This is a genomic window from Opitutaceae bacterium, from assembly GCA_015075305.1.
In the GTDB taxonomy this organism is placed as follows: domain Bacteria; phylum Verrucomicrobiota; class Verrucomicrobiia; order Opitutales; family Opitutaceae; genus UBA6669.
The window spans coordinates 1-25,243 of sequence record JABTUS010000008.1 but is presented as its reverse complement, the minus strand read 5'-3'; the positions used below and the strand labels follow the sequence as shown (position 1 = coordinate 25,243).

At 61.9% G+C, this 25,243-nt stretch carries 12 protein-coding genes and 2 pseudogenes; 9 read left to right on the top strand and 5 right to left on the bottom strand.

The window, feature by feature from the left end:
• Positions 1 to 60: 60 nt before the first annotated feature.
• The 4 genes from HS122_15330 to HS122_15315 all read right to left on the bottom strand — a co-directional run bounded on the left by HS122_15330 (position 61) and on the right by HS122_15315 (position 5,801).
• The gene (locus HS122_15330; protein MBE7539766.1) at positions 61 to 1,308 is read right to left on the bottom strand and encodes an ABC transporter permease; all 1,248 of its coding nucleotides are present in this window, start codon (positions 1,306 to 1,308) and stop codon (positions 61 to 63) included.
• Between the two features lie 15 nt (positions 1,309 to 1,323).
• A complete protein-coding gene (locus HS122_15325; GenBank protein MBE7539765.1) occupies positions 1,324 to 1,998 on the bottom strand; it encodes an ABC transporter ATP-binding protein in 675 nt (224 codons plus the stop codon).
• Between the two features lie 29 nt (positions 1,999 to 2,027).
• Positions 2,028 to 3,392 carry an efflux RND transporter periplasmic adaptor subunit gene (locus HS122_15320; protein ID MBE7539764.1) on the bottom strand — a complete coding sequence of 455 codons (1,365 nt, stop codon included), beginning with the start codon at positions 3,390 to 3,392 and terminating at the stop codon, positions 2,028 to 2,030.
• 246 nt (positions 3,393 to 3,638) lie between these two features.
• On the bottom strand, positions 3,639 to 5,801 hold the full coding sequence (locus tag HS122_15315) for a pyrroloquinoline quinone-dependent dehydrogenase (protein ID MBE7539763.1): 2,163 nt from the start codon (positions 5,799 to 5,801) through the stop codon (positions 3,639 to 3,641).
• A gap of 332 nt (positions 5,802 to 6,133) precedes the next feature.
• On the opposite strand from HS122_15315, the gene HS122_15310 reads away from it, so the two are divergent.
• The 3 genes from HS122_15310 (at position 6,134) to HS122_15300 (ending at position 12,208) form a co-directional block, all read left to right on the top strand.
• Entirely contained in the window at positions 6,134 to 7,969 is a 1,836-nt protein-coding gene (locus HS122_15310; GenBank protein ID MBE7539762.1) for a sulfatase, read from the top strand.
• 23 nt (positions 7,970 to 7,992) lie between these two features.
• A complete protein-coding gene (locus tag HS122_15305) occupies positions 7,993 to 11,178 on the top strand; it encodes a beta-galactosidase (protein ID MBE7539761.1) in 3,186 nt (1,061 codons plus the stop codon).
• 181 nt (positions 11,179 to 11,359) lie between these two features.
• Positions 11,360 to 12,208 carry an NIPSNAP family protein gene (locus HS122_15300; GenBank protein MBE7539760.1) on the top strand — a complete coding sequence of 283 codons (849 nt, stop codon included), beginning with the start codon at positions 11,360 to 11,362 and terminating at the stop codon, positions 12,206 to 12,208.
• Positions 12,209 to 12,976: 768 nt separating this feature from the next.
• On the opposite strand, the gene HS122_15295 is transcribed toward HS122_15300, so the two are convergent.
• Positions 12,977 to 13,327 (bottom strand): XRE family transcriptional regulator, encoded by a 351-nt coding sequence (locus HS122_15295; protein MBE7539759.1) that lies wholly within the window; start codon positions 13,325 to 13,327, stop codon positions 12,977 to 12,979.
• Between the two features lie 468 nt (positions 13,328 to 13,795).
• Here HS122_15295 and HS122_15290 point away from each other — a divergent pair, with 468 nt between their 5' ends.
• The 6 genes and pseudogenes from HS122_15290 to HS122_15265 form a co-directional block, all read left to right on the top strand.
• On the top strand, positions 13,796 to 14,980 hold the full coding sequence (locus HS122_15290) for a hypothetical protein (protein ID MBE7539758.1): 1,185 nt from the start codon (positions 13,796 to 13,798) through the stop codon (positions 14,978 to 14,980).
• A gap of 17 nt (positions 14,981 to 14,997) precedes the next feature.
• Positions 14,998 to 15,309, top strand: a pseudogene (locus tag HS122_15285) (hypothetical protein).
• Positions 15,310 to 15,438: 129 nt separating this feature from the next.
• Positions 15,439 to 16,296 (top strand): annotated as a pseudogene (locus HS122_15280) (discoidin domain-containing protein).
• A 2,267-nt stretch (positions 16,297 to 18,563) separates the two neighbouring features.
• Positions 18,564 to 24,065: a VCBS repeat-containing protein gene (locus tag HS122_15275; GenBank protein MBE7539757.1), complete on the top strand. Its 5,502-nt coding sequence runs from the start codon at positions 18,564 to 18,566 to the stop codon at positions 24,063 to 24,065.
• A complete protein-coding gene (locus HS122_15270) occupies positions 24,062 to 24,472 on the top strand; it encodes a hypothetical protein (GenBank protein ID MBE7539756.1) in 411 nt (136 codons plus the stop codon). Before HS122_15275 ends, HS122_15270 begins: the two co-directional genes overlap by 4 nt.
• A gap of 186 nt (positions 24,473 to 24,658) precedes the next feature.
• The coding region (locus HS122_15265) for a helix-turn-helix domain-containing protein (protein ID MBE7539755.1) at positions 24,659 to 25,243 on the top strand (585 nt) is incomplete at its 3' end.

Below are 25,243 nucleotides of genomic sequence, written 5' to 3'. Positions count from 1 at the left end.
GTTCGCCGCGAGCGCGAGTAGCGCCAGCTTGATTGTCTCGGAGAAATTCACGCGCCCCTCCTATTCATAACGAAGCGCCACCACCGGATCCAACTTGCTCGCCTGCCAGGCCGGGGCAAACCCGCTGACAACACCCGTCATGACCGAAAGGGTCAGTCCCACCGCCACGAGCCCGCCGGAGAAGACGAGCGGAAAGGCGGGCGCGATCGCTCCCGCAAGATAGAAGAATCCGCCCGCAATCGCCAGGCCCAGCACGCCTCCGGCCAGACAGATGCACACCGCCTCGATGAGAAACTGCAGCAGAATGGTGCGGCGGCGCGCGCCCAGCGCCTTTCGCGTGCCGATCTCCCGCGTGCGCTCCTTCACGCTCACGTACGTGATGTTCATGATGCCGATCGCACCCACAAACAGCGCGAGACCCGTGATGAACAGGCCCGCGATCGCGATGCCGTTCTTGATCGGATCCAGCTGCTCGCGCACCGCCTTCTGCTCCATGATCTCAAAATCGTCGCGCTGCTCCGGACCGAGCTGCCGGATGAGCCGCATCACGCCGCGCAGCTCATCCCTCGCCGCATCCATGCGCGTGACATCCACCTGGACGCGCAGATTGCCGCGGTCCTCCTGCGCGTAGTTTCGGCGGAACGTGCTCAACGGCATCGCGACCATCGTGTCCCAGCTCCAGAGTCCAAGAAAACTTCCCTGCCTCGCCGCAACCCCCACCACATCCATAGCCACGCCGCTGACGCGCAGCGTCCTGCCCAGCGCGGATTCCCCGGGGAACAGCGCGTCAGCGATGTCGTAGCCAATGATGCAGACATTCCGCCCGACCTGCGATTCGAAGTCGCTGAAGAACCGCCCTTCCTTCATTTCGGATCGATTCGTGCGCGCATAGTCCGCCGTCGTTCCAAGCGTGTACACGCGACTCACGCGGTAGTCGCCGCGCACAATGCTGCTCATGCGATCGGCCGCCGGGATCGCCCGCTTCAGCGCGCTCCCTGGATGCCGCTCGATCCACTCGTTCACCTTCGCCGCGTACGTGGTGCGGATGGATCGGCGGTTGCGGTAGTTCCACCAGTCCTCCACATCGCGCCAGGGCCACTTCGAGACATACAGCAGATCGTCCCCGAATCCCGACAGGCTGCGATCGACACCCGCGCCGATGCCCGCGATCGCCGTGCCCATCAGGGTCACCGCGACAATGCCGATGATCACCCCCAGCGCCGTCAGCGCCGAGCGCATCTTGCTCGCCCGAATCTGCGCCCAGGCGATTCGAAACGCTTCGTTCAGTTCAGAGAGGAATCTTTTCATGGCGGCCGCCCGGGCTCACACCGCGGCATCGCTCTCGATCAATCCGTCGCGCAGGCGCACGATCCGGCGCGCATGCCGGGCGATGTCCTCCTCGTGCGTCACCACGATGATCGTGTTCCCCTCGGCATGCAGCCGGTCGAACAGCGCCATGATCTCAACACCCGTCCGGGAATCCAGATTGCCCGTCGGTTCGTCCGCCAGAATGATCGACGGCCGCGTCACGAGCGCGCGCGCAATGGCGACGCGCTGGCGCTGCCCGCCGGAGAGTTCGTTGGGGCGGTGGTGCAGCCGCTCGCCGAGCCCCACCGACTCCAGCGCCGCCCTCGCCCGCTGCATGCGCTCCGCCCGCCCGACACCGGCATAAATCAACGGAAGCTCGACGTTCTGCAGGGCGTCCGAGCGCGGCAGCAGATTGAAGGTCTGAAAGACGAAACCGATCTCGCGGTTGCGGATCTCCGCGAGCTCATCGTCCGTCATGGTGGCGACGTCCCTGCCCGTGAACTCGTAGCGGCCGCCCGTCGGCGTGTCCAGACAGCCGAGCATGTTCATGAGCGTGGACTTCCCGCTCCCGGACGGCCCCATGATCGCCAGATACTCGTTCCGGCGGATCTCCATCGAAACGCCGCGCAAGGCGTGGATCGTCTCCGCACCCATCTTGTAGAGCTTCGTGACCCCGTCGATGGCGATCACGAGCGATCCCGGCGACCGGTCGGCTGACATCATTTTCCCTCCGGCTTCTTCGGTGGCTCGATCCGGATCCTGGACTTGTCCTTCAGCGTTCGCGCAATGACGCTGAAGCTGCCGCTGACAACCTCGTCGCCCTCCTTCAACCCGGAAACGATCTGGATGTGGCTGGTGTCGTTGATGCCGGTCACCACGGGAACCTGCCTGACCGTGTCATCGGTCTGGCGCACAAACACCACGCGCTGGAGCGAATTGCGGTCATTGCGCTCGCGCTCCCGCTGCTGCCGCTCATTGACCGCCGAGGCCGCGCCATCCCCCTGGTTTTCCTTCGCCTTGCGGTCGCGCTCCTCCGCGAGCTGATCAATCGTCCTGCCACCCTCGCGACTGCGCACGGTCACGGACTGAATCGGCACCGCGACGACATTCTCGACGGTCTGGGTTTCGATGTCCGCGTTCGCGCTCATGCCAGGCCGCATGGATGCCTCGCGGTCAGAAATGCGGATCTTGACCAGAAAATTGGTGACCTCCTCCTGGGTCATCGCACCGGTGGTCTTCGCCGAGGAGGCGATTTCCTTGACGACGCCCGAGAATTTCCGGTTCGGAAACGCGTCGATCTGGATCCGTGCGCGGTCGCCCATCTTGACGTTCACGACATCACTCTCGTTCACATTAACGCGCACCTCCATGTTGGAAAGGTCCGCCACGCGCATGACCTCCGTGCCCGCAAACTGGCCCGTGCCGACGACGCGCTCCCCCTGCTCGCTGGTCAGCGAACTGATGCTGCCGTCGATGGGTGAATAGACCACGGTCTTTTCAAGCTGGTCTCGCGCCTGCTTGAGCTGCCCCTCGGCCCGGCGGATGTTTGCCATTGCGCTCTCAAGGTTTGCCTGCGCGACCTCCGCGGCGGTGCGCACGGCGGAGAAGTCCGATTCCGGCATGAGCTTCTTGGCAAAAAGATCCTCCGCCCGCTGCAGGTCCTCGCGCGCCTTGTCCAGTTGCGCCTGGCTCAGGATGGAGGCAGCCTTTGTCGCGGCGAGATCGGCCTCACGCTGCTCGACCTGCGCCTGATAGAAGTCCGGCTTGATGCGGATGAGCAGGTCGCCCTTCCTGACCTCCGCCCCCTCGCGCAGCGGCAGCAGCACGATTTCTCCGGCGACCTCCGGCGAGATCTTCACCTCGATCTCCGGCTGCACCTTGCCGGTGGCGGAAACCAGCTGCGTGATCGTCCGAATGGAAGCCTTCTCCGTGGTGGCGGCGATGCCCTTCTGCTGCGTCCGGCTCTTGTAGACCGCGCCACCGACAACTGCGATCACCACCAGCGCGACAATTGTGATGAGCAGCGCGCGGGAGCGCTTTCTGGGAGCCGCGCCAGCCGGCCTGGCGGAAGGATTCGTGGTCATGGAAGGCAGGTTGCTTGAAGGATACGCTCGCGGGGGGCAATGCCACTCAAAGAAAACGCGGCAAAAAGCGCATATAAGCCGCAAACTCCATCACCCCCCCACCCCCGACGCAAGCCCGCCTGTGCAAGCCCGCCACCGGCGAAGCGCTTTTTCCCTGGTCACCCCGGTTGAAAAGCCCTTGTCCGCTTGGGTCGCGCTGCGCTTGCGTTGGTTGGAACCGAATTCGTGCTCTCCCGGCTCGCGCTGCTACTCGGGCAGTGCGAAAGCGACATACGCATCGCCCGACTTCGTGCCCATCTTTCCACCGCCCGCGGCTATGACGACGTACTGCCGCCCGTCGACCATGTAGGTGGCCGGAGTGGCATATCCGCCAGCGGGAAGGGACGTTTCCCAGAGCAGACCGCCGGTCCTTCGGTCGAATGCGCGAAATTTCTCGTCCTTCGACGCAGCGATAAAAATGAGATCGCCAGCAGTGACGAGCGGTCCGCCATAATTCTCGGTGCCCGTCGGCGACAGCCCTGCTGCAGTGAGTTCGGGCAGTTCACCCAGCGGCCTGCGCCAGAGGTACTCTCCGGTGTTGAGGTCAATGGCGTTCAACGTGCCCCAGGGCGGCTTGATTGCAGGATAGCCGTCGGGATCGAAGAACCGGTTGTAGCCCGTCGTTGTGTACGGGATGTCGGAAAGAACCATTTCCTCATCCGTCGGCTCGCGTTTGCTCGCGGCGTCATTGTCGGATTCAGCCGCACGTCCGTGCGGGACATCCAGGAGGTAGTCGATGAGGGCATTCCGCTGCCTTGTGCGAAGGAAACCAAACGCTGGCATCATGCCCTTGCCGTCCCTCAGAAGTGTCGCAACCGCGTCGCGCTGCGACCGCTGCGCGAGACCCACGAGGCTTGGAATGTTTCCCGCGGGATTGCCTTCGCGGTCCGGTCCGTGACAGCTCATGCAGAGCTGCGTGTAGAGCACCCGCCCGCCCTGCGCTCCTCCCGGGCGCGCGGGGATCATCTGGTGAATCCATGCCATCTCGTTGCTGTTGACGTAGAGGATGCCATCGGGATCCACGGCCGGACCGCCCCACTCGGCACCGCCGTCAAATCCGGGCAGAACAATCATGCCACGCTCGCTGGGCGGCGTGAACGGAACCCGGGGATCGAGTTCGCGCAGACGCTGAAGCACGGCGGCATGAGCCGCCGGCGTGCGATCGGTGACCTCGGCTTCCGTGAACTGCTGGCGCGCGAAGGGCGCAGGCATGAGGGGCACGGGCTGCGTTGGCCAGGTGGCCTCGCCCTTCAGCTTGGACTGAGGCACCGGTCGCTCCTCCCAGGGGAAAAGCGACTCCCCGGTGTCCCGGTTGAAGGCCCACACATGCCCGGATTTAGTCACCTGCACCACGGCATCGATCAGGCGCCCGTCCCGGCGCACCTGGCAAAGCACGGGCACCGCCGGGGGATCTCGGTCCCAGACATCATGGTGGGTGAACTGGAAATGCCAGCGGCGTTCACCCGTGAGCGCATCGAGGGCCAGGAGACAGTCCGCGAACAAATTCGCGCCGTGCCTGTTGCCTCCCCAGAAATCAAACGCCGCCGATCCCGTCGGCACATACGCAAGTCCCCGCTTCTCATCAATGACAAGGCCGGCCCAGTTGTTCGCCCCGCCGATCGTCTTCCATGCCTGCGACGGCCAGGTGTCGTGGCCAAATTCGCCGGGTTGCGGAATCGTGTGGAAGATCCAGCGCAGCTTTCCGGTGCGCACATCGTAGGCGCGGATGTGCCCGGGTGCGGCCGGACCGGGACCCTCTCCCACGCGCGTGGACACGATGAAGACATCGCGATAGACGGCACCCGGCGATGTACCGACAAGGTACAGTCCCTTCACGTCACGACCAAGCCCCTCGAACAAATCGACCCGTCCGCCCTGGCCAAAGCTCTCGATCAGGCGCCCCGTTCCTGGGTCGATCGCGCAGATGTTGCTTCCAGCCGTGTAGAGGATGCGCTGTTCATTCCCCTCGCGCCAGAAAACAAATCCGCGATTCACGCCCTGCCTCCCGGACGATTCCTTTTCGTGGGCGAAGGGATTGAAGCGCCAGCGCTCCTGTCCCGTGGCTGCATCAAGCGCAAAGAGGCTCAGTTGCGGCGTCGTGCCATAAAGCACACCGTCGACTATCAACGGGTTGCACTGGATCTGGGTGTTCTTCGCAACATCGCCCGCGCGGAACGTCCATGCGGGTTTCAGTTTCGCCACGTTTCCCCGGTCAATCTTCGCCAGATGCGAATAGTGGGTGCCATCAACACCCAGATAGGCGGGCCAGTCCTCGGGTCGCGACGCAGCATGGACTGCCGTCGCTGAGAGGGCCGCCGAAAAAAGCAAAAATATACAGGTTGGTTTGAAGGAACGCACGGTTTCGAACATGGGTAGGAAGCGGTCCATACCGCATCCAAACAGATCACACCAGAAGGAAGTGCGCAGCAGATCGCCATTGGTAAACCTCAGCCGGGGCGCAGCAGATCGCTGGTGCACTCAAATATCTTCCGCAATCGTCTGTGTGATCGCGTGCGTCCCGCTCAATCTGCTGATCCTTCCGGAAATTGCGCAACGATTGAAACTTCGCAGGCAGCCTAAACGTCTCCTTGCGCCAGACGGCATTTGTGATGATTACTTTCCGTTCCGCATCATCGTGCGATTGCGACACCGCCGCCGTGAGACTTTCAATTCCCAAACGGCCCCAAACCACCCATGCGCCCATGAAGAAACTCCTCCTCTGTCTCGTGCTCACGGCTTCGTTCGTGACCGCCCATGCCGCCGTCGACCGGCCCAATATCCTCTGGATTGTCAGCGAGGACAATTCCTTCCAGTGGATCCGCTGCTACGGAAACACGCAGGCGCAGACGCCGCGAATCGACGCCCTCGCCCGCGACGGCCTGCTTTTCGAACACGCCTATTCCAACGCGCCGGTCTGCGCCGTCGCCCGGTCAACCCTCCTGATGGGAACCTACGCCGTCACGATGGGCACCCAGCACATGCGGAGCCGCCACGCGATTCCGCAGCGCTACCGGCCCTATGTCGAATACCTCCGCCACGCCGGATACTACTGCACCAACAACGCCAAGACCGACTACAATTTCGCCGGCAACGACGACGCGTGGTGGGACGAAAGCTCCACCAAGGCGCATTACTCCCACCGCCCGGAAGGATCCCCGTTCTTCGCCGTCTTCAATCTCGGTGTCTCGCACGAGAGTTCTCTCTTCCCAAATCAACCCGGCCCCAAGCGCCTTTCGCCGAGCGAAGTCATTCTGCCCCCCTACGTGCCGGATCTCCCGGAGATGCGCTCGGATTTCGCGCGCTACTATGACCGCATCACCGAAATGGACCGACAGGTCGGCGTGCTTGTCGACGAACTCACCAAGGCCGGTCTGGCCGACGACACCATCATCCTCTACAACGGAGACCACGGTGGCGTCACGCCGCGCGGCAAACGCTACCTCTACGAAACCGGCGTGCGAATCCCGTTCGTCGTGCACGTTCCAGCTAAATGGCGAAAACTCGCGCCCTTCGCCCCCGGCCAGCGTGTCGACGAGCCCGTGTCATTCGTCGACTTCCTGCCGACATTTCTTTCGCTGACCGGCATTCCGCTTCCTGCAAATCTCCAGGGTCGCGCGTTTCTGGGTGCACAGCGCCAGGAGCCGGCGGGCGACGAAATGGAGTTCCTCTACGCCGATCGGTTCGACGAGCTCTACGGCATGCGTCGCGGACTGACCGATGGAAAATGGAAGTACATGCGCTGTTTTACTCCGTACCTGCCGGCGGCTCCGTACAGCTTTTATCCCTACAACGTGCCGTCATGGGTCGCATGGAAAGCGGCGTGGAAGGCCGGAAAACTCACTGGCATTCACCGCGACATCTGGGAGTCCACGCAGCCTCCCGAGGAACTCTACGATCTTTCAAAGGACCCCTGGGAAATCCACAACCTCGCGAGCGATCCCGCGCATCGCGGCAAACTCGTCGAACTGCGGCAGCGTCTCAAGAGCACCATGAAGGCCGCCACCGACACGGGTCTGGTGCCCGAGCCGCTCTTCTCGCGCGTGGCGGAAGGCTCCACGGTGGCTGACTTCGTGCAGAGCAGCCGGTTCAACTACGACGAGATTCTCAATCTCGCCTTCACCGCAACGCAGCGGAATCCCAAGGCGCTTCCAAAACTCAATGCCGCACTGAGCTCGCCCGATCCCATCGCCCGCTACTGGGCGCTCTGCGGAATGACTGTCCTCGGCAAATCGGCCGCCGGCGAGGTCGATGCCGTCGAACCCCTGCTCAAGGATCCGGTGTCCGTCGATCGTACCATGGCCGGCCTCGCGGTCTGGAAGATGGGCCGGCAAGACCTCGCGAAAAAGTCGCTGCTGGCGAGCGTCGCCGGCACATCCGATCCGTGGGATCTGCAATATCTGCTCAATGCACTTTACGCACTCAATCTCACGCGCGATCTGCCAGCTGGCTGGGAAAAGGGCAAGGAGGGCCGCAAGGACAACCTCGACTACATTCACCGTTTCGCCCAGCGGATAGCGAAGGAGGCGGCTGCGCAGTGAGCCGGTCCGGAAAAGCCTCCTCCGTGAAACCTTCCGTCCTTCATCATCGCGCGCTGTTCGCAGCAGTACTCCTCTCGGCCTTCGCGCCCGCCCACGCTTCGGCGAATCCTCCGCTCACCGAGCGCCAGTATCTCTCGGGTCATGGTCGATCCGACGCCGTCGCCTGGGACTTCCAGGTCACGGGTGGACGCCGGGCGGGCGAGAAAACCACAATTCCGGTTCCGTCGAACTGGGAGCAGCAGGGCTTCGGCTCCTACAACTACGGACAGGATGAAAACAGGTCCAGTGAGCACGGGCTCTACCGCACCCGTTTTCAGGTCCCCGCGGCATGGAGGGGACGACGCATCAACCTGGTCTTCGATGCCGTGATGACCGACACTGACGTGAAGCTCAATGGCAGGCCGGCCGGTCCGCGACACCAGGGCGGCTTCACGCGATTCCGCTACGATGTCACGCATCTGCTCAAGTTCAGCGAGGGGAACGACGATCAGAACGTGCTGGAAATCGACGTCTCGAAAGCAAGCGCCGATCCCCTTACCGACCGCGCTGAACGCGGCGGAGACTACTGGGTATTTGGCGGCATCTACCGTCCGGTTTTCCTCGAGGCGCTACCGGCGAAGTCGATCGATCACCTGGCCGTGGATGCCCGTGCCGATGGAACACTGATCGCCGAAATCACTCTCGGCTTTCCCTCCGAGGGCCGCACCGACGGACCCTCCGTGCCGCCGCTTGAGGTCGAATGCGAGGTCCTCGATGCGCAAGGAAAACGAGTCGGCGCTCCGTTCAGGCAGCCCCTGCCCGCGGGTGGAGCGGGACGCATTCGCATCGAGGGTAGAATCCCCGGCATCAAGCCGTGGACCGCGGAAACTCCGCACCTCTATACGCTGCGCGCCACCTTGATTGAAGCGGGGACGCCGCTCCACCAAACCGACACACGGATTGGTTTTCGCACATTCGAGGTTCATGATGGCGAAGGCTTGTTCCTCAATGGACGCCGCATCCTGCTCAAGGGCGTCAACCGCCACAGCTTCCGCCCGGAAACCGGACGCGCCCTCACCCGGGAAAACTGCTACGAGGACGCGCGTCTGCTCCGTCAGCTCAACATGAACGCCGTGCGCATGTCGCACTACCCGCCGGACGAGGCGTTTCTGGAGGCCTGCGACGAACTCGGCCTGTACGTGCTGGATGAGTTGAGCGGCTGGCAGCACGCCCACGGCACGCCGATCGGCCGCCTGCTTGTCCGCGAAATGGTCGAGCGCGACGTCAATCATCCGTCGATTCTGTTCTGGGACAATGGAAACGAGGGCGGATGGAACACCGCACTCGACGGTGATTTCTCCCTCTATGATCCGCAGCGGCGCCGGGTGCTGCACCCCTGGAACCTCCACGGGGGCGTCGATACGCGACACTACACGAACTACGCGCACCTCATGAAGCTGCTCGGCGGACCCCATCTCGTCATGCCGACGGAAGTCCTGCACGCCCTTTACGACGGCGGCGGCGGCGCGGGATTGGAGGATTACTGGACGGCGATCTCATCCTCCAAGGTCGGCGCCGGACTCTTCATCTGGGATTTCGCGGACGAGGCCATCCGACGAACCGACCTCGACGGCAAACTCGACGTTCACAGCACGTACGGTGCGGACGGCATTGTCGGCCCGCATTTCGAAAAGGAGGGAAGCTACTACACCGTGCGCGACATCTGGTCGCCCGTACAATTCGTCACGCCGAAGCTTGACTCCGCATTCAACGGCGGAATCGCCGTGCACAATCGCTACGATTTCACCTCGCTGGAAAAGTGCGGATTCACCTGGAGCCTGCAGAAATTCGATGCCGGCAGACTCCAAACGCTCGCCCGTGGAGTCGCATCGTCCCCTGCAGTTCCCCCTCAGTCCTCGGGCAGGCTCCAACTCGATCTGCCCGGCAATTGGCGGGACGCCAGCGCGCTTTCCCTGACCGCAACCGGCCCGGACGGCGCAGAATTGTGGACCTCGGTCTGGCCAGTCGAAACTTCAGCCAGCACCGAGTACGAAAATCTCCTGTCATCAGCGGCGGCCCGGACGCCGCATCCCAATCCTACGGTTACCCGTGAAGCGAATCGTATAGTGCTGACAGATGGTGAGACCCGGGCGGCATTCAACCCAATCAGCGGCGAACTGGTTCACCTCTCACTCAGGGGGACAACGTTCCCGCTTTCCAAGGGCCCGCGTCTTGCCTTCGCCCGTCCATCGACCGCGGAGTCGGCGAAATGGCTGCCTTGTGAGGCAATCGCAGGCGACGAGCCCATGCTCGTTCCGACGAAGCCTGGCCTGGCCAGCATCATCGAAGTAGAAATCGAAAATCTGAAGGGAAGCGCCGCCTACGCAGGCTTCGTGCTGGAGGTGAGCCCTGATCGACAAACCTGGCGCACGCTTTTCGACTCGTCGCGACGCCCCAACGACGGAAAGGCGTACGCATTTCCGCCGCAAATCGTCGCAGCAGTCCGCCTCAGGAACATCTGGCGTTTCGATGGCGCAAAACCGGAGCTCAAGACATTCCGCATCGGATACGAGGCCGATCGATTCCCGGCCCTCACAGCTGAGCCAGCGACGATCACGCATGGCATCGATCGCGATCCCGCGTCCGCTCAGGCCTCCGCGTGGGTGGAGGTCAAGGATGGTCCATCAGGACTAGCAAGGACGCGATGGACACTGCTCGCGAACGGTTCACTGCGACTCGACTACGCGTATGATCTCGACGGGGACTTCCTTTATCACGGGATTACTTTCGACCTTCCTGAGGAAACGATGCGTTCGATGCGCTGGTGGGGACAGGGACCGACGCGCGTCTGGAAGAACCGCCTCCGCGGCATCTCGCTGGGTCTGCACGAAACCGTAAACACAGTGCAGCGACCGGGTGAGACCTGGAATTATCCCGAATTCCAGGGCTACTTCGCCGGCATTCGATGGGCGGAGCTGGCGATCTCGACCGGCACCCTGACGGTGGCTCCGGCAATCCCCTATCCGTACCTGCGCGTGGGCACACCGCGTATTGGACATCCCAATACAACCATCGATTTCCCCTCGGGAGATTTCTCCATCCTCCAGGCGATTCCTGGCATGGGCTCAAAGATGCACCCCGCCAGCCGCTCGGGTCCGCAATGCCAGCCGGCAAAGGTGACGGGCCGCCAGGAGGGGTCTGTTGTTTTTCACCTTGGACAGCAGCCCTGAACCCAGGCCTCAATGACAGCCTTCAAAGTTTCGCCGAGGAAGAGGCTGCCTCGGCGCAAACTCGACAGGAATCAATCTGGTGGCGGATGATTTATGCGTGAGCGCGCACGCGACCGGACTCCGCAGGGCACAAGGAAGGTTGCGTCCCGTGGACTAAAACACCACTTGTAGCCAAACCTCCATGAATACTCCCCGCCGCACCTTTTTGAAAACATCCCTTGCCGCCACCGCATCGGCGTCGCTCGGCGCCTCGCTTCAGGCCGCCGATGCGTCGCCCGCACCCGGACGCGAGTACTACGAACTGCGATGCTACAGACTGGCCGCCGGCTCGCGCCTGAAAGCCAATGCCGATCCGGCGCTGCTCGACCGCTACCTCGAACACGCGATGCTGCCGGCGCTCGAGCGACTCGGCATCCGAACCGTGGGGGCATTCACGGAATTGGAGGTGGACAAGTCCGCGGCCACTTCAAGGCCTCTGCCGAATTCACCCGTTTGGGTGCTGATTCCACACGCCAGCCTCGATTCATTCGTCAAGGTCTCCACCACGCTCAACACCGATCTGTCGGTGCAGAAGGCCGGTGCCGCCTATCTCCTGACGCCGAAATCGAGCCCGGCCTTTGAGCGGATCGACACCTGGCTCCTGCTCGCGTTCAAGAGTCTGCCGCGGCTCGAACTCCCGGCCTTCTCCCGCACCCGCGCACCCGGACGAATATTCGAGATGCGCGACTACGAGAGTCACAGCGAACTCAAGGCCCTCAGCAAGATCGCGATGTTCGACGAAGGCGAAACGGAGATCATGCGCGACCTGAACATGTCCCCCGTCTTCTTCGGCCAGGCGCTCGCGGGCCCCGACCTACCCCACCTCCGATACATGACCAGCGCCCCCGATCTGGCATCGCATCTCGAGCACTGGAAGGCATTCTTCGCCGATCCGCGCTGGGACAAGCTCAAGCGCCTCCCCCAGTACGCCGACAACACCTCAAGAAACACGTCGCGCTTCCTCACGCCCAAGCCGTATTCCATGATCTGAAGCGTGGCGAAACGCGCCGCCGGGAAATGCAATCGATACGGCACACCATGACTCGCAAAGCCACCCGCCGCCACCATCAGCCAGGCAACCATGGCACAACTGATCGTCCGCAATGTTGAGACTGAAGTGATTCAGCGACTCCGCAGTTGAGCTGCTGAGGCAGGCATTTCCGTGGAGGAAGCGCATCGTCGTCTGCTCCGCCAGGTGGTATGATCCGGGGACATAGGTAACAAACTGTCCGGGGACATGGGTTACACTTTCGGGTCTCCCAAGCCAAAGGAGTCAAACTTCACTTTTCGCATTATTTAATCCCAAGTGGCCATGAATACGCCTACGATTCCATCGGCAACCGGCAGTGGTCCAACAGCACCGGCGTGAGCGGGCTGCGCGACGACTATACGGCCAATGCGCTCAAGCAGTACGTGGCGCGCGAAAACAACACGCTCTCCCACTCGGGTACTGCGACCAGGGCAGGGACCAAGCCGAGGGGGCAGGTCAGCCTTCGTTGGTCAAGGCATTCCCCCGGGCTAGAGTTCATTTCCGAGCGGGACTTGGGAAGGCGTCAGGAAGGTTTTAACGAGGGTGCCCTTGCCGCAGACGCTCATGCTGGGAAAGCGCTTGAACCAGTTGCCGTCGGGCACTCCAGGATGGGTGTCGAGCCAAGCCGCGAAAGACTTGAGGCCTCCGCATTGATGTTGCGATCTTCGATCCGCTGCAACAAGTGAGCGAAGAGTGCGCGGAAAATGTCTTTGCGCTGAACTTTCAGCATCAAGAGCCCGCGTAGAAACCCTCGGTGATTTGAGCGGCTAGTTTGGATGACTCTGCGCGGTTGTTGCTTTTCGCCAGCCGATGCGCGAGTTTACCCAAATCGCGGGGAGACACAGGCTCGGCGATGAGTCTGATTTGCAGACCGACCGCTTGAGCGATGCGGCTTACGGAACGAAAGGTGATGGAGGTGTTTTTGGCATCGAGAATACGCCGCACGGCGGTGCGGCCGGTGCCCATGCGTGCGGCCAGCGCGCTGATGGAGAGATTGTCCTCAGCCATCTTCTTTTGAATCGAAACGGTCAGCGACCGCTTGAGTTCGAGGTCTCGGGACGTGGCGGTGGAAATCGGCACGGGTTGAAGATGGTACAATTTTGTACCAGCCTCAAACGCTAACGCGACTCCGCCCCAGCCCGAGATGGCTGGAACGGGTCGGTCCTGAATGGCGGGACATCACCGGTCGGAGTCAATTGGCTCGAGCGGCCTATGCGGGCCGCTAATTCAGCCAGGACGTTGTGGTAATAGGTCTTCTCCGCATTTCAAAAAATGCGACACGGGGTGAATCGGCGACGCCCGCAGGGGCGTAACGAGATGAGACGAACTGCGTTCGATTTCATGCACACGACTTCACGACTTTCCACAGCAAGGACCATTTCTGTTTTTGGATCAGAATTTCCGAATACCCCGACGCGACCGGGAAGCTTTCACCCAATGTCGCATTCGAGTTTTCCGCAGAATCCAGCCTCGGCATCCCTGCGCCTTTCGTCCGCCCGCTCCAGCAATCTTGAACGCGCATCCGCAAATTTTCCACTGCACCAACCCATGAATCCCGCTGCCTGCATCTCCAGCTTGATCGTCGCCGTACTCGGCTTCGCCACATTTCTTCCAAGTGCAAGGGGCCAGTCGGAAACCGGGATCATCGCGCGAAACCGGCTTGTCGTGGAAGGCACGCTCCAGGGTGGCGCAAGTCTTTCGAAGGCAGGTGAGGAGGCAGCAGTTCAGGCGATTCCCAAGCTGGCACGCGCCAAAAAGGCCGCGGGCAAGCGTGTGCTCGCGATCTCCGGAAACGACCCGATTGGCAAGGGAGACTTTGCATCGGCAGGAGACATAACGATCAGGTTTGCCTTCGAGCCCGTGAACCTGCCTCCCGGAGCCTACGGCAGACTGGTTGTCCAAGGCAGCCGCGTGGTGCTTGGCGAAGCGGGAGCAACAAAGCCCGCGCGATATGACTTTTCAGCGATCGAGTTGCTGGCGGGGGCAAGCATCGACCTTGCGGGCCCGGTGACATTGACCACTGATGGCTTCGACAAACTGGACGGTGTGATAGGGCGCGAGGATCTGCCGGGATGGCTCGATCTGCGAATCTCCGGCCGTGCGTTCACGGTCGGCCCAAAGGCGCGCGTCTACGGTTCGGTCTATGCGCCCGAGAGCACCGTTCGCCTCCAGTCTCAAAGCCGCGTTGACGGTTGGATAGTCGGCGACGATGTCACCTTGGAGCGCGGCGGGCACCTCAACGCCATGCGCATGGTTTGGTCCCTGGGATCGCGTTCGGACCCAAGGCCCACCTTCCCCCAACGCGCCGTGCTCGCGCAGGGGCGTCTCGAACGATTCATCGCGTCCCACAAAGCGCGCGTTGCAGCAAATCTCGATTTTTCCGCGGACATACCCGAGCTCAAGTTGACCCGGGTCGCCGGCAACCGCAAATCCGCCAAGGACGAGCCCGAGGAAAGGCTCTGGTACTTCCAGGCCTGTTCGCTGCTCTTTCTTTCGGGGGGACTCGATCAGGCAAGGATCGTCATCGAACAGGCGCCGGCAAAGGGACAGGCAAGGCGGGAGTCTGTGGTGGCCACAATGACGCGAAACGATTTCGAGGGAATCCTCTGGGCGGTCGCCCGGGAGAAGATTCCCGGGGAGGCCGTCCGCCGGATTGAGGCGGATCCCCTGCTTCAGAGTTTGTTCTTCGAGCGAAGCCAGCGCAGGCACGGCGGCGCGTCGGAAAACCTCTGACCCACACAAGGACCGCCATGAAACTCAGGATCCTTGCGCTCGTTTTCGCCCTTGCCACCCGTGTATTCGGTTACGACGTGACCGTCACCGGAGCAACCACCGGCATCGTCTGGGGCACCGGCGTCTATACTCATGACAGCAACATTGCGACTGCCGCCGTGCACGCGGGGCTCATCGCACCCGGCCAGACTGCTCTGATCACAGTCACCTCGCTTCCCGGACAAAGCAGCTACACCGGATCGACCGCCAACGGGGTGACCACCTACAGCTATGGATCGTGGTATTCGAGCATTTCATTGTCGCTCGCATCGGGCGGCAGCACACCACCCGCGATCCAGTTCTCGCCGGGCTCAGGCATCACTCAGGCGAACGGCGTCCTCACCGCGTACACAGGGTCGCAGATCACGATCAGTCTCTCGGCGAGCGACGCCGATGGCGACCTGAACCATGTGAACCTCATGAGCCAGGGAGACTCATTTCCCTGGGCTTCATGGACAATCTCGGGTGGTTCCTACAGCAACAGCGTGACGCTCACGACGCCGACCTCTCCAACGACATGGGTGCTTCGGGGGGTGGTGGACGATCAGGCCGGCAACACGGGCGACAGCGGCTGGTACACGATCCAGATCGTGAATCCGAACACCAATTCCGCACCCACCGCCTCGATCTCGGGTCCCGCCTCGCTCACAACCGGGCAGGACGGCACGTGGAACTATTCGGCATCGGATTCCAATGCGAACCTGTACCGGTGGCGGCAGGTGATCGCCGGGGTGCCCCAGGCATGGAGCTACATCTCGGGCGGCAGCGCCTCCTCCAGCCTGACCATGTCCTTTGTCTCCGCCGGGACCCACACAATCACGATTGAAGTGGAGGATTCCAATGGCGCCACCGGCACCGCGTCGACGTCCGTCGTCGTCACGGCTCCTCCGGCCACGAGCCTGCCCTACACCGTCTCATCGAGCTACGCGGCTCATTACACCTACCCCGCGCTCGCGCCCAATTACACCTACCTGACCGACGGGCTGCATGACAACTCCTACGGGTATGCGTCCGACACCGCTGCGGCGAACTGGCTCATGGCGGATTTTGGCAGTGCAAAGCGGATCACCAAGGTTCATGTGGGCGGGGGCATGCTCGCGGGATGGGCCTGGGCATCCGACTATTCGGACGGCTCGATCCTTCAGTACTCCAGCGACGGCACCAACTGGAGCACCGCATACACGTTCAGCACCGGGTATTCGAAGACGGGCACAAGTGTCAGCATCGACATTGTCGCCCGGTACTGGCGGCTCTATCGGACGAGTTGGTTCGGCACGACCGAATTCCGATTCGAGGGCACCGCCGTCAGCCAGCCCAGCCACACGATCTCCGTTGTCAACGGAACGAGCAGCGGCCAGAGCTCCGTCACCGCCACCGAGGGAACGGTGTTTCCGATCACCGCGAATCCGCCGCCCGCCGGTCAATTGTTTTCCCAATGGACGAAGTCCGGGCCGGGCACGCTGGCCGTCAGCACAAGCGCCTCGACAAACTTCACTGTCGGCAATGGTGCGGCCACCCTGACCGCAAACTACGCCGCCAACACCGCGCCCACCGCATCCATTGGTGCCTCCGGTGCGACAACGATAGCCGCGGGATCGACGGCCACGATCCTCTATTCCTCAAGCGACTCCACCTCGAACCTTTCCCAATGGCGGGTGAGTCTCCTGCCAAACTCGGCAAACTGGACGCCGATAGCCGGAGGAAGCCAGTCGGCACAGTTCAACTATACGTTCCCCACCGCCGGTGCCTACACCTTCAAACTCGAAGTCGTCGACACCCTGGGCGCAAGCGCCACGGCGCAGCTGACCTTCACCGTGCAGTCGCAGGTTTCGGTCACGCCAAACCCGGTCGCCCCGGGACAGACTGTCACCGTGAGCTACACCGGAGCACCGACAACGTCCTCCTGGCTTGGCATCTACTCCTCGTCCGGAAGCGACACGAGTCCCATCAAGTCCGGATCTGTGCCCAGCGCGGGTTCGGGCTCGGTGAACTTTGCCGTCGACAGCCTCCTGCCACCCGGCACCTACAATGCCCGGCTCTTCCAGGCAACGGGCGGTTATGTCAAACTGGGAACCTCGGGCAATTTCACGGTCCAGGCGGCCGCAACTTACAGTCTCACCGTCAATGGCGGCACTGGCAGCGCGAGCGGCCTTTCCGCCAACGCCCAGGTCGCCATCCAGGCAACACCGCCCGCAGGCATGGCGTTCAGCCACTGGTCAAAATCCAGCGCCGACGGCGGTTACTTCTTCAATGCCTACTCGCCATCGACCAGCTATGCGCTGAACGGAGCCAGCGCGGTCGTTCAGGCCAACTTCACGACGAACACGGATCCCAATGCCGACAATGATTCCGACGGCCTGCCCAATGGATGGGAGAGCTCCTACGGTCTCAATCCGGCCTCCGCCTCCGACGCCCTGCTCGATCCGGACAACGATGGGTTGAACAATCTTGCCGAATACAACCTCGGCACAAGTCCCCTGATCTACAACCCGGGCGCCGCAGAATCCGGTCCGCTCGCAAAACCCGCTGGCTGGGCCGTCGCCAACACCGCCAACACCCAGGTCGTGGGCGCCACTGTCGGCCAGGCCAGTGTGGATGCCTCGGGAGCCTTCACCTATTCCATCCCTCTTTGGACAACACCGGGCTCCTCCGGCATGGAGCCGAAAGTCGCCCTCAACTACTCCAGTCAGTCTGGAAATGGTATCGCCGGATTCGGATGGTCGCTTTCAGGAGTTTCGGCGATCACCCGAGGCCCGCAGTCCAAGGTGATCGATGGCGCCAACCGCGGCGCCAGCCTGACGGCCGCGGACCGCTTCTATCTCGACGGCCAGCGACTGGTGCTGGTGGCGGGCATTCACGGTGCTCCCAACAGCGAGTACCGCACCGAGATCGATTCGATCAGCAGAATCGTTGCCAACGGCTCCGCAGGCTCGGGTCCCGCGTCCTTTACGGTGTACACCAAGGCCGGGCTTATCCTGCAGTTTGGCCAGACGGCGGACTCGGCGCTCGACGCCATGTCGAGCGGCGCCGGCGAGGCCGCTCCCACTCCCCGCGCAGAGAAGGTCTCCTGGCATGTCAATCGCATCACCGACACCACGGGCTCCTTCATGACTTTTGAGTACGAGGAGGACGCCGTCCAGGGCTCGCACCGCCTGCACCGCATCAACTACACGGGCAACGGCGGAATCGCCCCGTACGCGTCGCTTCGTTTCGAGTATGAGGCGCGCCCCGACTGGTCGCAGGGCTACTTTGCCGGCAGCCCGCTTTCCAACACTGTTCGGCTGAAAACTGTCAAATCGTATTTCGGCGAGAGTGTTGCCCGCACCTACACGCTCAACTACCGCGTCAACTCCGGCACACAGCTGTACACCAACCGCAGCATCCTCACGTCCCTGGTCGAGACCGGAAGCGACGGCAAATCCTACCCGCCGCTCCCTTCGATTACGAGGACAACGCCTACGGCTGGACCCTCGCGAACCAGTACTCGCCCGCCTACTACCTCGCCGACAACTCCAACGAGGGACGCCCGGCAGGCTCGGGCTTTGTGGATTTCGACGGCGACGGTCGCGTCGACTTCGTCGCCCGGCGCGACGGCATGGGAATCAATCTGGCCAAACGCAACACCGGCGCCGGCTGGGTCGACAACACCAACTATCTCCTGCCGCACCCGCTCGCGTTTTCAAATTCGGCACTGGACACTGGGGGACGCTTTGTAGACGTCGACGGCGACGGCCTGATCGACTACCTGTGGTGGCGCATGGGCGCTGGCGGCGACACCCATGAGAAGGGAGCACGGCGCAACACCGGCACCGGTTGGGAAACAGCCCCCGCCTCGTGGACTCCGCCTTCCCCGACCGCCAAGGATGACATGCCGCTTCACGGAGCGCGGTTCATGGACGTCAACGGCGACGGCCGTGTCGACATGGTCAGTCACATCCGCACCGGCCAGTATGCCACCCAGAACATCTTCGTCTACCTCAACACCGAATCCGGCTGGCAGTACGATGCAGCCTACAGCACGATCAGCCACGACATCGCCCAGTGGAAGGGCCGGTTCATTGACTTGAATGGCGATGGCCTGGTTGACATCGCCGCCTACTACCATGGCAACGGCCAGACGCTTCGGAAAAGCTGGCTCAACACGGGCTCTGGCTGGCAGGATGCGCCCGCCTACTACCTTCCGCGCCTGATTGCCGATGACCACAATTTCTCGGTCGGAGCGGAGTTTGCCGATGTCAATGCCGACGGCCTGCCGGACCTGCTCTGGTACCGCGAGCCCGGAACGGTCGACAGGGGCTGCGCGATGAACACCGGCACAGGCTGGCGGATCACAGCCTCGGAAACAGCCCGGTTTGCCGCCCCGCACCCCCTCGCACGCGACGGGTACCGCAACGCAGGAGGCGCCTTTATCGATCTGAATCTCGACGGCATTGCCGACCTCGCATTCAGCCGCCAGTTCAGTGGGCAGGCGGCCGAAAAACACACGCTCTACGGAACCGGTCGCGACTTTGTTTATGCCGGTGCCAGTGCTCCGCACGATCTGCATCACTTGCTGCTGCAGGATGGCGTGGATCAGACTGGGGCTGACTTTGTCGACCTGAATGGCGATGGTGCTGTCGACTGCGTCTGGTATCGCAAGCATTCCTCCGGAATCGAGTTCTCAGCGGCCTACCTCAATCAGTCCAAGCCGACCGCCGATCGAATCAAGAGCGTCACCAATGGCCTGGGTGTTCGGGTGGAGGTTGCCTATGACTCCCTGCTCAATCCCGTCGTCTACACGAAGGCGGCCAATAACGACGACCTGCCGGAGCCCGACCGCCCCAAGGTCGTCAATATGACCGGCCCTCGGCAGGTGGTCTCCAGTCTGAAGAACGAGGACGGCATCGGGGGCGTGCACGAATTGCGATACTCCTACGCCTTCCTGCGCGCCCACCCTGAGCGCGGTTCGCTCGGGTTTGGCTACATGAAGGTTCATGATTTGAAGACCGACATCCGCACCCATTCCTTCTTTCGGCAGGACTTCCCCTTCATCGGCCTCGTGGACAGCACCCGGATGACGCTTCATAGCGACACCGACGGTTTGCTGGGCGAAACCTTCACGCAGTGGTCAGTGAAGCTTCTGAATACAAGCGTGGCATACCCGTCCCGTTTGCTCTACGCCTCCCAGGTCGAGCAACGCACCCACGATCTCACCACCTTCCAAAATTACCTGACGACAACCACCACGAGCGCCGAACCGGATGCCTACGGAAACGTCACCTCGATCACGGTTGCGACGAGCGATGGCTTTTCGAAGACGACCACCAGCCAGTACATGGCGCCGAACACCGCCGCATGGATCCTCGGGCGGCTCTCCTCGGTGACTGTGACTTCCTCGGCGCCGGGTCAGCAGCCCATCACCCGGACATCGTCGTTCGATTACAATGCCTCCACGGGGCTGCTCACCTCGGAGACGGTCGAACCTGGCGATCCGATTTTCAGGCTGACGACATCCTACCAGCATGACGCCTGGGGCAACAGGACGCGGGTTGAAACAAGGGGTGCCGACCTGACCGTATCCGGCGGCAACTACACGGTCGGAGCGGATGTCACCCGGGTGGCGACAACCCAGTACGATCCTCTTGGCAGGTTTGCGCAGTGGACGGAAAATGCGCTGGCTCACAGGGAGGAATACACCGCCTACAACCAAGTCCTTGGAGTCGTCCAGTCGATCAAGGGAATCAACGGCCTCGTCACTTCCTGGCAGCATGACGGCTTCGGGCGCACGGTGCGGGAGGATCGCGCCGATGGCACGTTCACCCTCACAAACTATCGCTGGCCGGCCGCCGGAGCGCCCTCCGGCACAGCCTGGTTTGTCGAGACGGAGAGCTCCGGTGGAGCCCCATCCGTCTCGTTCCACGACAAGTACGGTCGCGCGATCGAAACGCACGGAGTGAGCGGCGACAACCGCCTGGTGCGGCAGTTGACGCTGTACGACGGCCTGGGGCGGGTTTCGGCGGTGTCGCGGCCGTACTATGCGAGCGGACCGGTCCACTGGACAACGACGACCTACGATGCCATCGGACGGCCCTGGCAGGTCGTCACTCCCGATGAGGCGAACGGCGCGCAGACGACGACCTACAGCTATTCCAATTTTGCCGCGAGTGCGACCGATCCGAAGGGGCGTGTCACCGAGACGGTGCGCAATTCGCAGGGCTGGGTTGTGTCCTCGGTTCGGAACAAGTACTCGGGAGGCTCGGACCAATCGAGTGTCACACACACGCATGACGCCCTCGGAAACCTGGTGTCGACAAACGCGGACGGCTCGGTGACAACAATCGCGCATGATGTTCGCGGGAGGAAGACATCGATGGTGGATCCCAACATGGGGACCTGGGAGTACCGCTACAATGTCTTCGGGGAACTGATCTGGCAGAAGGACGCGAAGCTGCAGGTCACGACCATGACCTATGATCCGCTCGGGCGCATGAAAACCCAGGTCCAGCCGTTGTCCCAGGGGAGCCAGGGCAGTTTCCCGCAGCGGACGATCACCTGGACGTACGATTCGGCCGCCATGGGCAAGGGCAGGATCGCCAGGGTGCAGGATGACCTTGGCTACGAGGAGACATATGCCTATGACAGCCTCGGACGCCCAAGCCGGGTGGACCGAAAGATCGCGGGAACCGTGTACAGCGTGCAGACAGGCTACGACTCCAGGAGCAGACCGAACCGGATCGTCTATCCGGCGACCGGGCTCACCACGGAGCCATTCTCGGTCAGGCACGTTTACAATGACTTCGGGTACCTGAAGGAAATCCGCTCGTGGCTGGATGCGGATTCGGCAAGGCAGAACAATCAGCTCCAGGGCCGCGTATTCTGGCGGACCGACAGCTTCACGGCCGCGGGCCGGATCGATTCGGAAATCCACGGCAACGGCCTTGCGAACGACCGGGTGTATTCCACGGCGACCGGACGGCTGCTGCATGCGGCGATCGACCGTGCCGCCGCGATCGGCACCTCCTACGCCGTCCAGAACCTGTGGTACGAGTACGACCGGGTCGGCAATGTGATCGAGCGTCGGGACCAGGCGATCGCTCGCGATGAACGGTTCTACACCGCTGGATCGCCGGGCAAGAGCGATGGTTATGACGGACTGGACCGGCTGATGGTGCACCGGGTGATCGGCGGCGCGGAGACCACGCTCTACTACTTTCGCAATGGGAATATCTCGTACAAGTCGGATGTCGGTAGCTTCAGCTACAGCGTACCGCACGCCGTGGGGTACGCGGGCAGTCGCAACTACGCCTACGACGCCAATGGGAGCATGATGCTTTCCGGCTATGGCAGCAACGCCCGCTACACGGATTGGACGTCGTTTGGCCAGCTCTGGAAAATCTCCAGCATGCAGACGCAGAAGTCGGCCCTGTTCTCCTTCGACGCGGCCGGACAGCGGGTGAAGCAGGAGCGGTTCAGCAACACCGCGGCATCGGGCACACCGGATGAGACCACGATCTACGTGGGTGGCATCTACGAGAAGGTGGGGGCGGGCACGACCTTCGAGCACAGGCACTACATCCTTGCCCCCACCGGCCGAGTGGCGGTGCACACCGACCGCACCTCGCTCGTCAGGGACACAAGGTTCCTCCACACCGACGGCCTTGGCTCGATCGGGACGATTTCCGATGAACGCGGACGCGTGGTGCGGCGGTACACCTACGACGCCTGGGGCAGACAGGCGGTTCACTATACGAACCCCGCTCCGGATGTCACCAACGCGGCTCCAACGACGCGCGGCTTCACCGACCACGAGGGCCTGACCGACTTCGGCCTGGTCCACATGAACGGACGGATCTACGACCCGGTCGTCGGCAGGTTCATGACGGCGGACCCATTCGTCGGAGACGCGAACGACGGACAGGAGTACAACAGGTATTCGTATGTCGCGAACAACCCGCTGGGAGGAACCGACCCCAGCGGCTTCTTCAGCCTCAAGGACGCGGTGAAGATTGTGGCCGTAGTCGTTGTGGGTGTAGTGACTGCGGGAGCTGGGTTGGTTGCAATTGGTGTCGCAAGCAACCTGTGGGTTGGGATGGGGATGGTTGTGACGGCGAGTTTCGGCACCGGATGGGCAGGACTTGCCAACGCAGTAGTTGCCGGAGCGGCTGGAGGGTTTGGTTCGGGATTCTCAGGCTCATTGCTCAATGGCGGGAGTATAGGTGATGCCTTCAAAGCTGGTGTGATCGGCGCCGCAGTGGGTGGTGTCTCGGCAGGCCTTGCTTTCGGAATTGGTGAACTGGGATTGTCGGGAATCAGCGAGCATCTCGCTCACGGTGTCGCACAGGGTGGAGTTACCGAAGCGATGGGCGGCGAGTTCCGGCATGGCTTCTACGCGGCGGCGTTCGCATCCGCTGCAGCAGGGCCGATCTCGCGATTTGCTCCGGGTGGTGTTCCCGGTCAGGTGGTCGCCGCTGCTGTGGTTGGCGGCACGGCGTCGGCCATCGGCGGCGGAAAGTTCGCCAACGGTGCGGTAAGCGGTGCGTTCACTTATCTCTTCAATCATGCTGCACACTCTGATGGTTCCATTCGGGGCTTTGGCACGGCTGACGAGGCAGGCGTAGAAATGTCTATACGTGCAAAGAAACTAACGCTTGCCGACGTCGATAGCCTCGAACACAGCGGCGAAATCTTCAGTTACGAAGAAGCAGGAAAGACACTGTATGGAGCGCAGGCACCTCGTCCCGGTGGAAAGCCGTATACGAAAGGCGGAAAAGTTTACCAGCCTGGTGCAGGTATTGACTCTCGAAAGATTCCGGCTGGGACTCGGTTCGTAGGTGGTTATCACTCTCATCCCAGCTCAGCTTCCTTCAGCGATGACGGGAATGGCATTGGTGACATTCCCGCGGTATTAGCGGCGTCGCAAAAGGCGGGTCGTGCAATTCCGCTATACCTCGGTCGAGATGGCGGCTTCTTCGGAAAGAAGATCACCGTGGAAGTCTTGCGAGCCTATCAAGAGCCAGACGGAGCCTGGCGAACGCGAACAGAAAACCTGGGGACCTTCAGCCGATGAAAACCCGGGTTATGTGCTTCGTTTGTCTTGTCGTGGGATTCTTCATCATGAGTTGCAAAAACACGCCTTCAACAATTTCTGCAGCTGCTATGAGTGCCATATCTGTTAGCGACCTGCTCAAGGATCCGGAACGGTGGAATGGGCAAATGGTTCGAGTCATGGGCTTCTACTATTTTGAAGCTCCGTCTTCGGTCCTCTTTGAAAGTCGAGGTGTGTTCATGGCGAAAAACACGGAGTTGTGCTTGTGGATCGGCAAAGATTGCCCCGGCTCGCAAGCAGAACGGACAACGAGGGATAATCGGGTAAACGTCGTCATTGAAGGGGTCTTCAAGAGCGAGCCACTTGGCATATTCAACCAGTTCCCAGCGCAAATCGAATGTGTCGCAGTGTTCGAGGTGGTGAAATGATCCAGCGGCAGACGAGGCGCTACTTCATTCCGGTCCGGAGAGTCCAGCCCCGTGGGCGGCGACCGAGTTCACCAAGGTGGGTATGATCCGGAGTGATAGGTGACAGATTGTCCAGAGTGATGGGTTACACATAACGGCGACATGCCGTGGAAAAATGTAACCACTATGGACGAGATAATTCGATTTGTGAGCCTTGCGAAAAGCGGGCGATTCACCGTGACCGAGCTGTGTGAGCAGTTCGGGATCAGCCGGAAAACCGGGTACAAGCATCTGGAAAGATACGCGGATGAGGGGATGAATGGCCTCCGAGTGCGGAGTCATCGACCGCATCGCATGCCCCAGCGAACCGCAGAGCAGATCGAGGCCTTGATTGTGGCGGAAAGGCGGCTGCATCGAACCTGGGGGCCGAAGAAGCTGTATCGGATGCTTGAGTTGAAGCATCAGATCGAGCGACCGCCGGCGCGAAGCACAATTGGAGAGATCCTCAGGCGCAACGGATTGAGCGTGAAACGGCGGCGAAAACCGGGTGCCTACGAGGCTCCAAGCAATGGGTTGACCGAGGCGACGCAGCCCAATCACGTGTGGACGGTCGACTTCAAGGGCTGGTTTAATCTGGCGGACGGCACTCGCTGCGATCCGTTGACGGTGTGCGACCTGTACAGCCACTTCATTCTCGCGTGCCGTGCCCAGCCCAATCAGCAGTTCCACAACACGCTGTGCACGTTCAAGAATCTGATGCGACAGGTCGGGCTGCCGGAGATCATTCGCGTC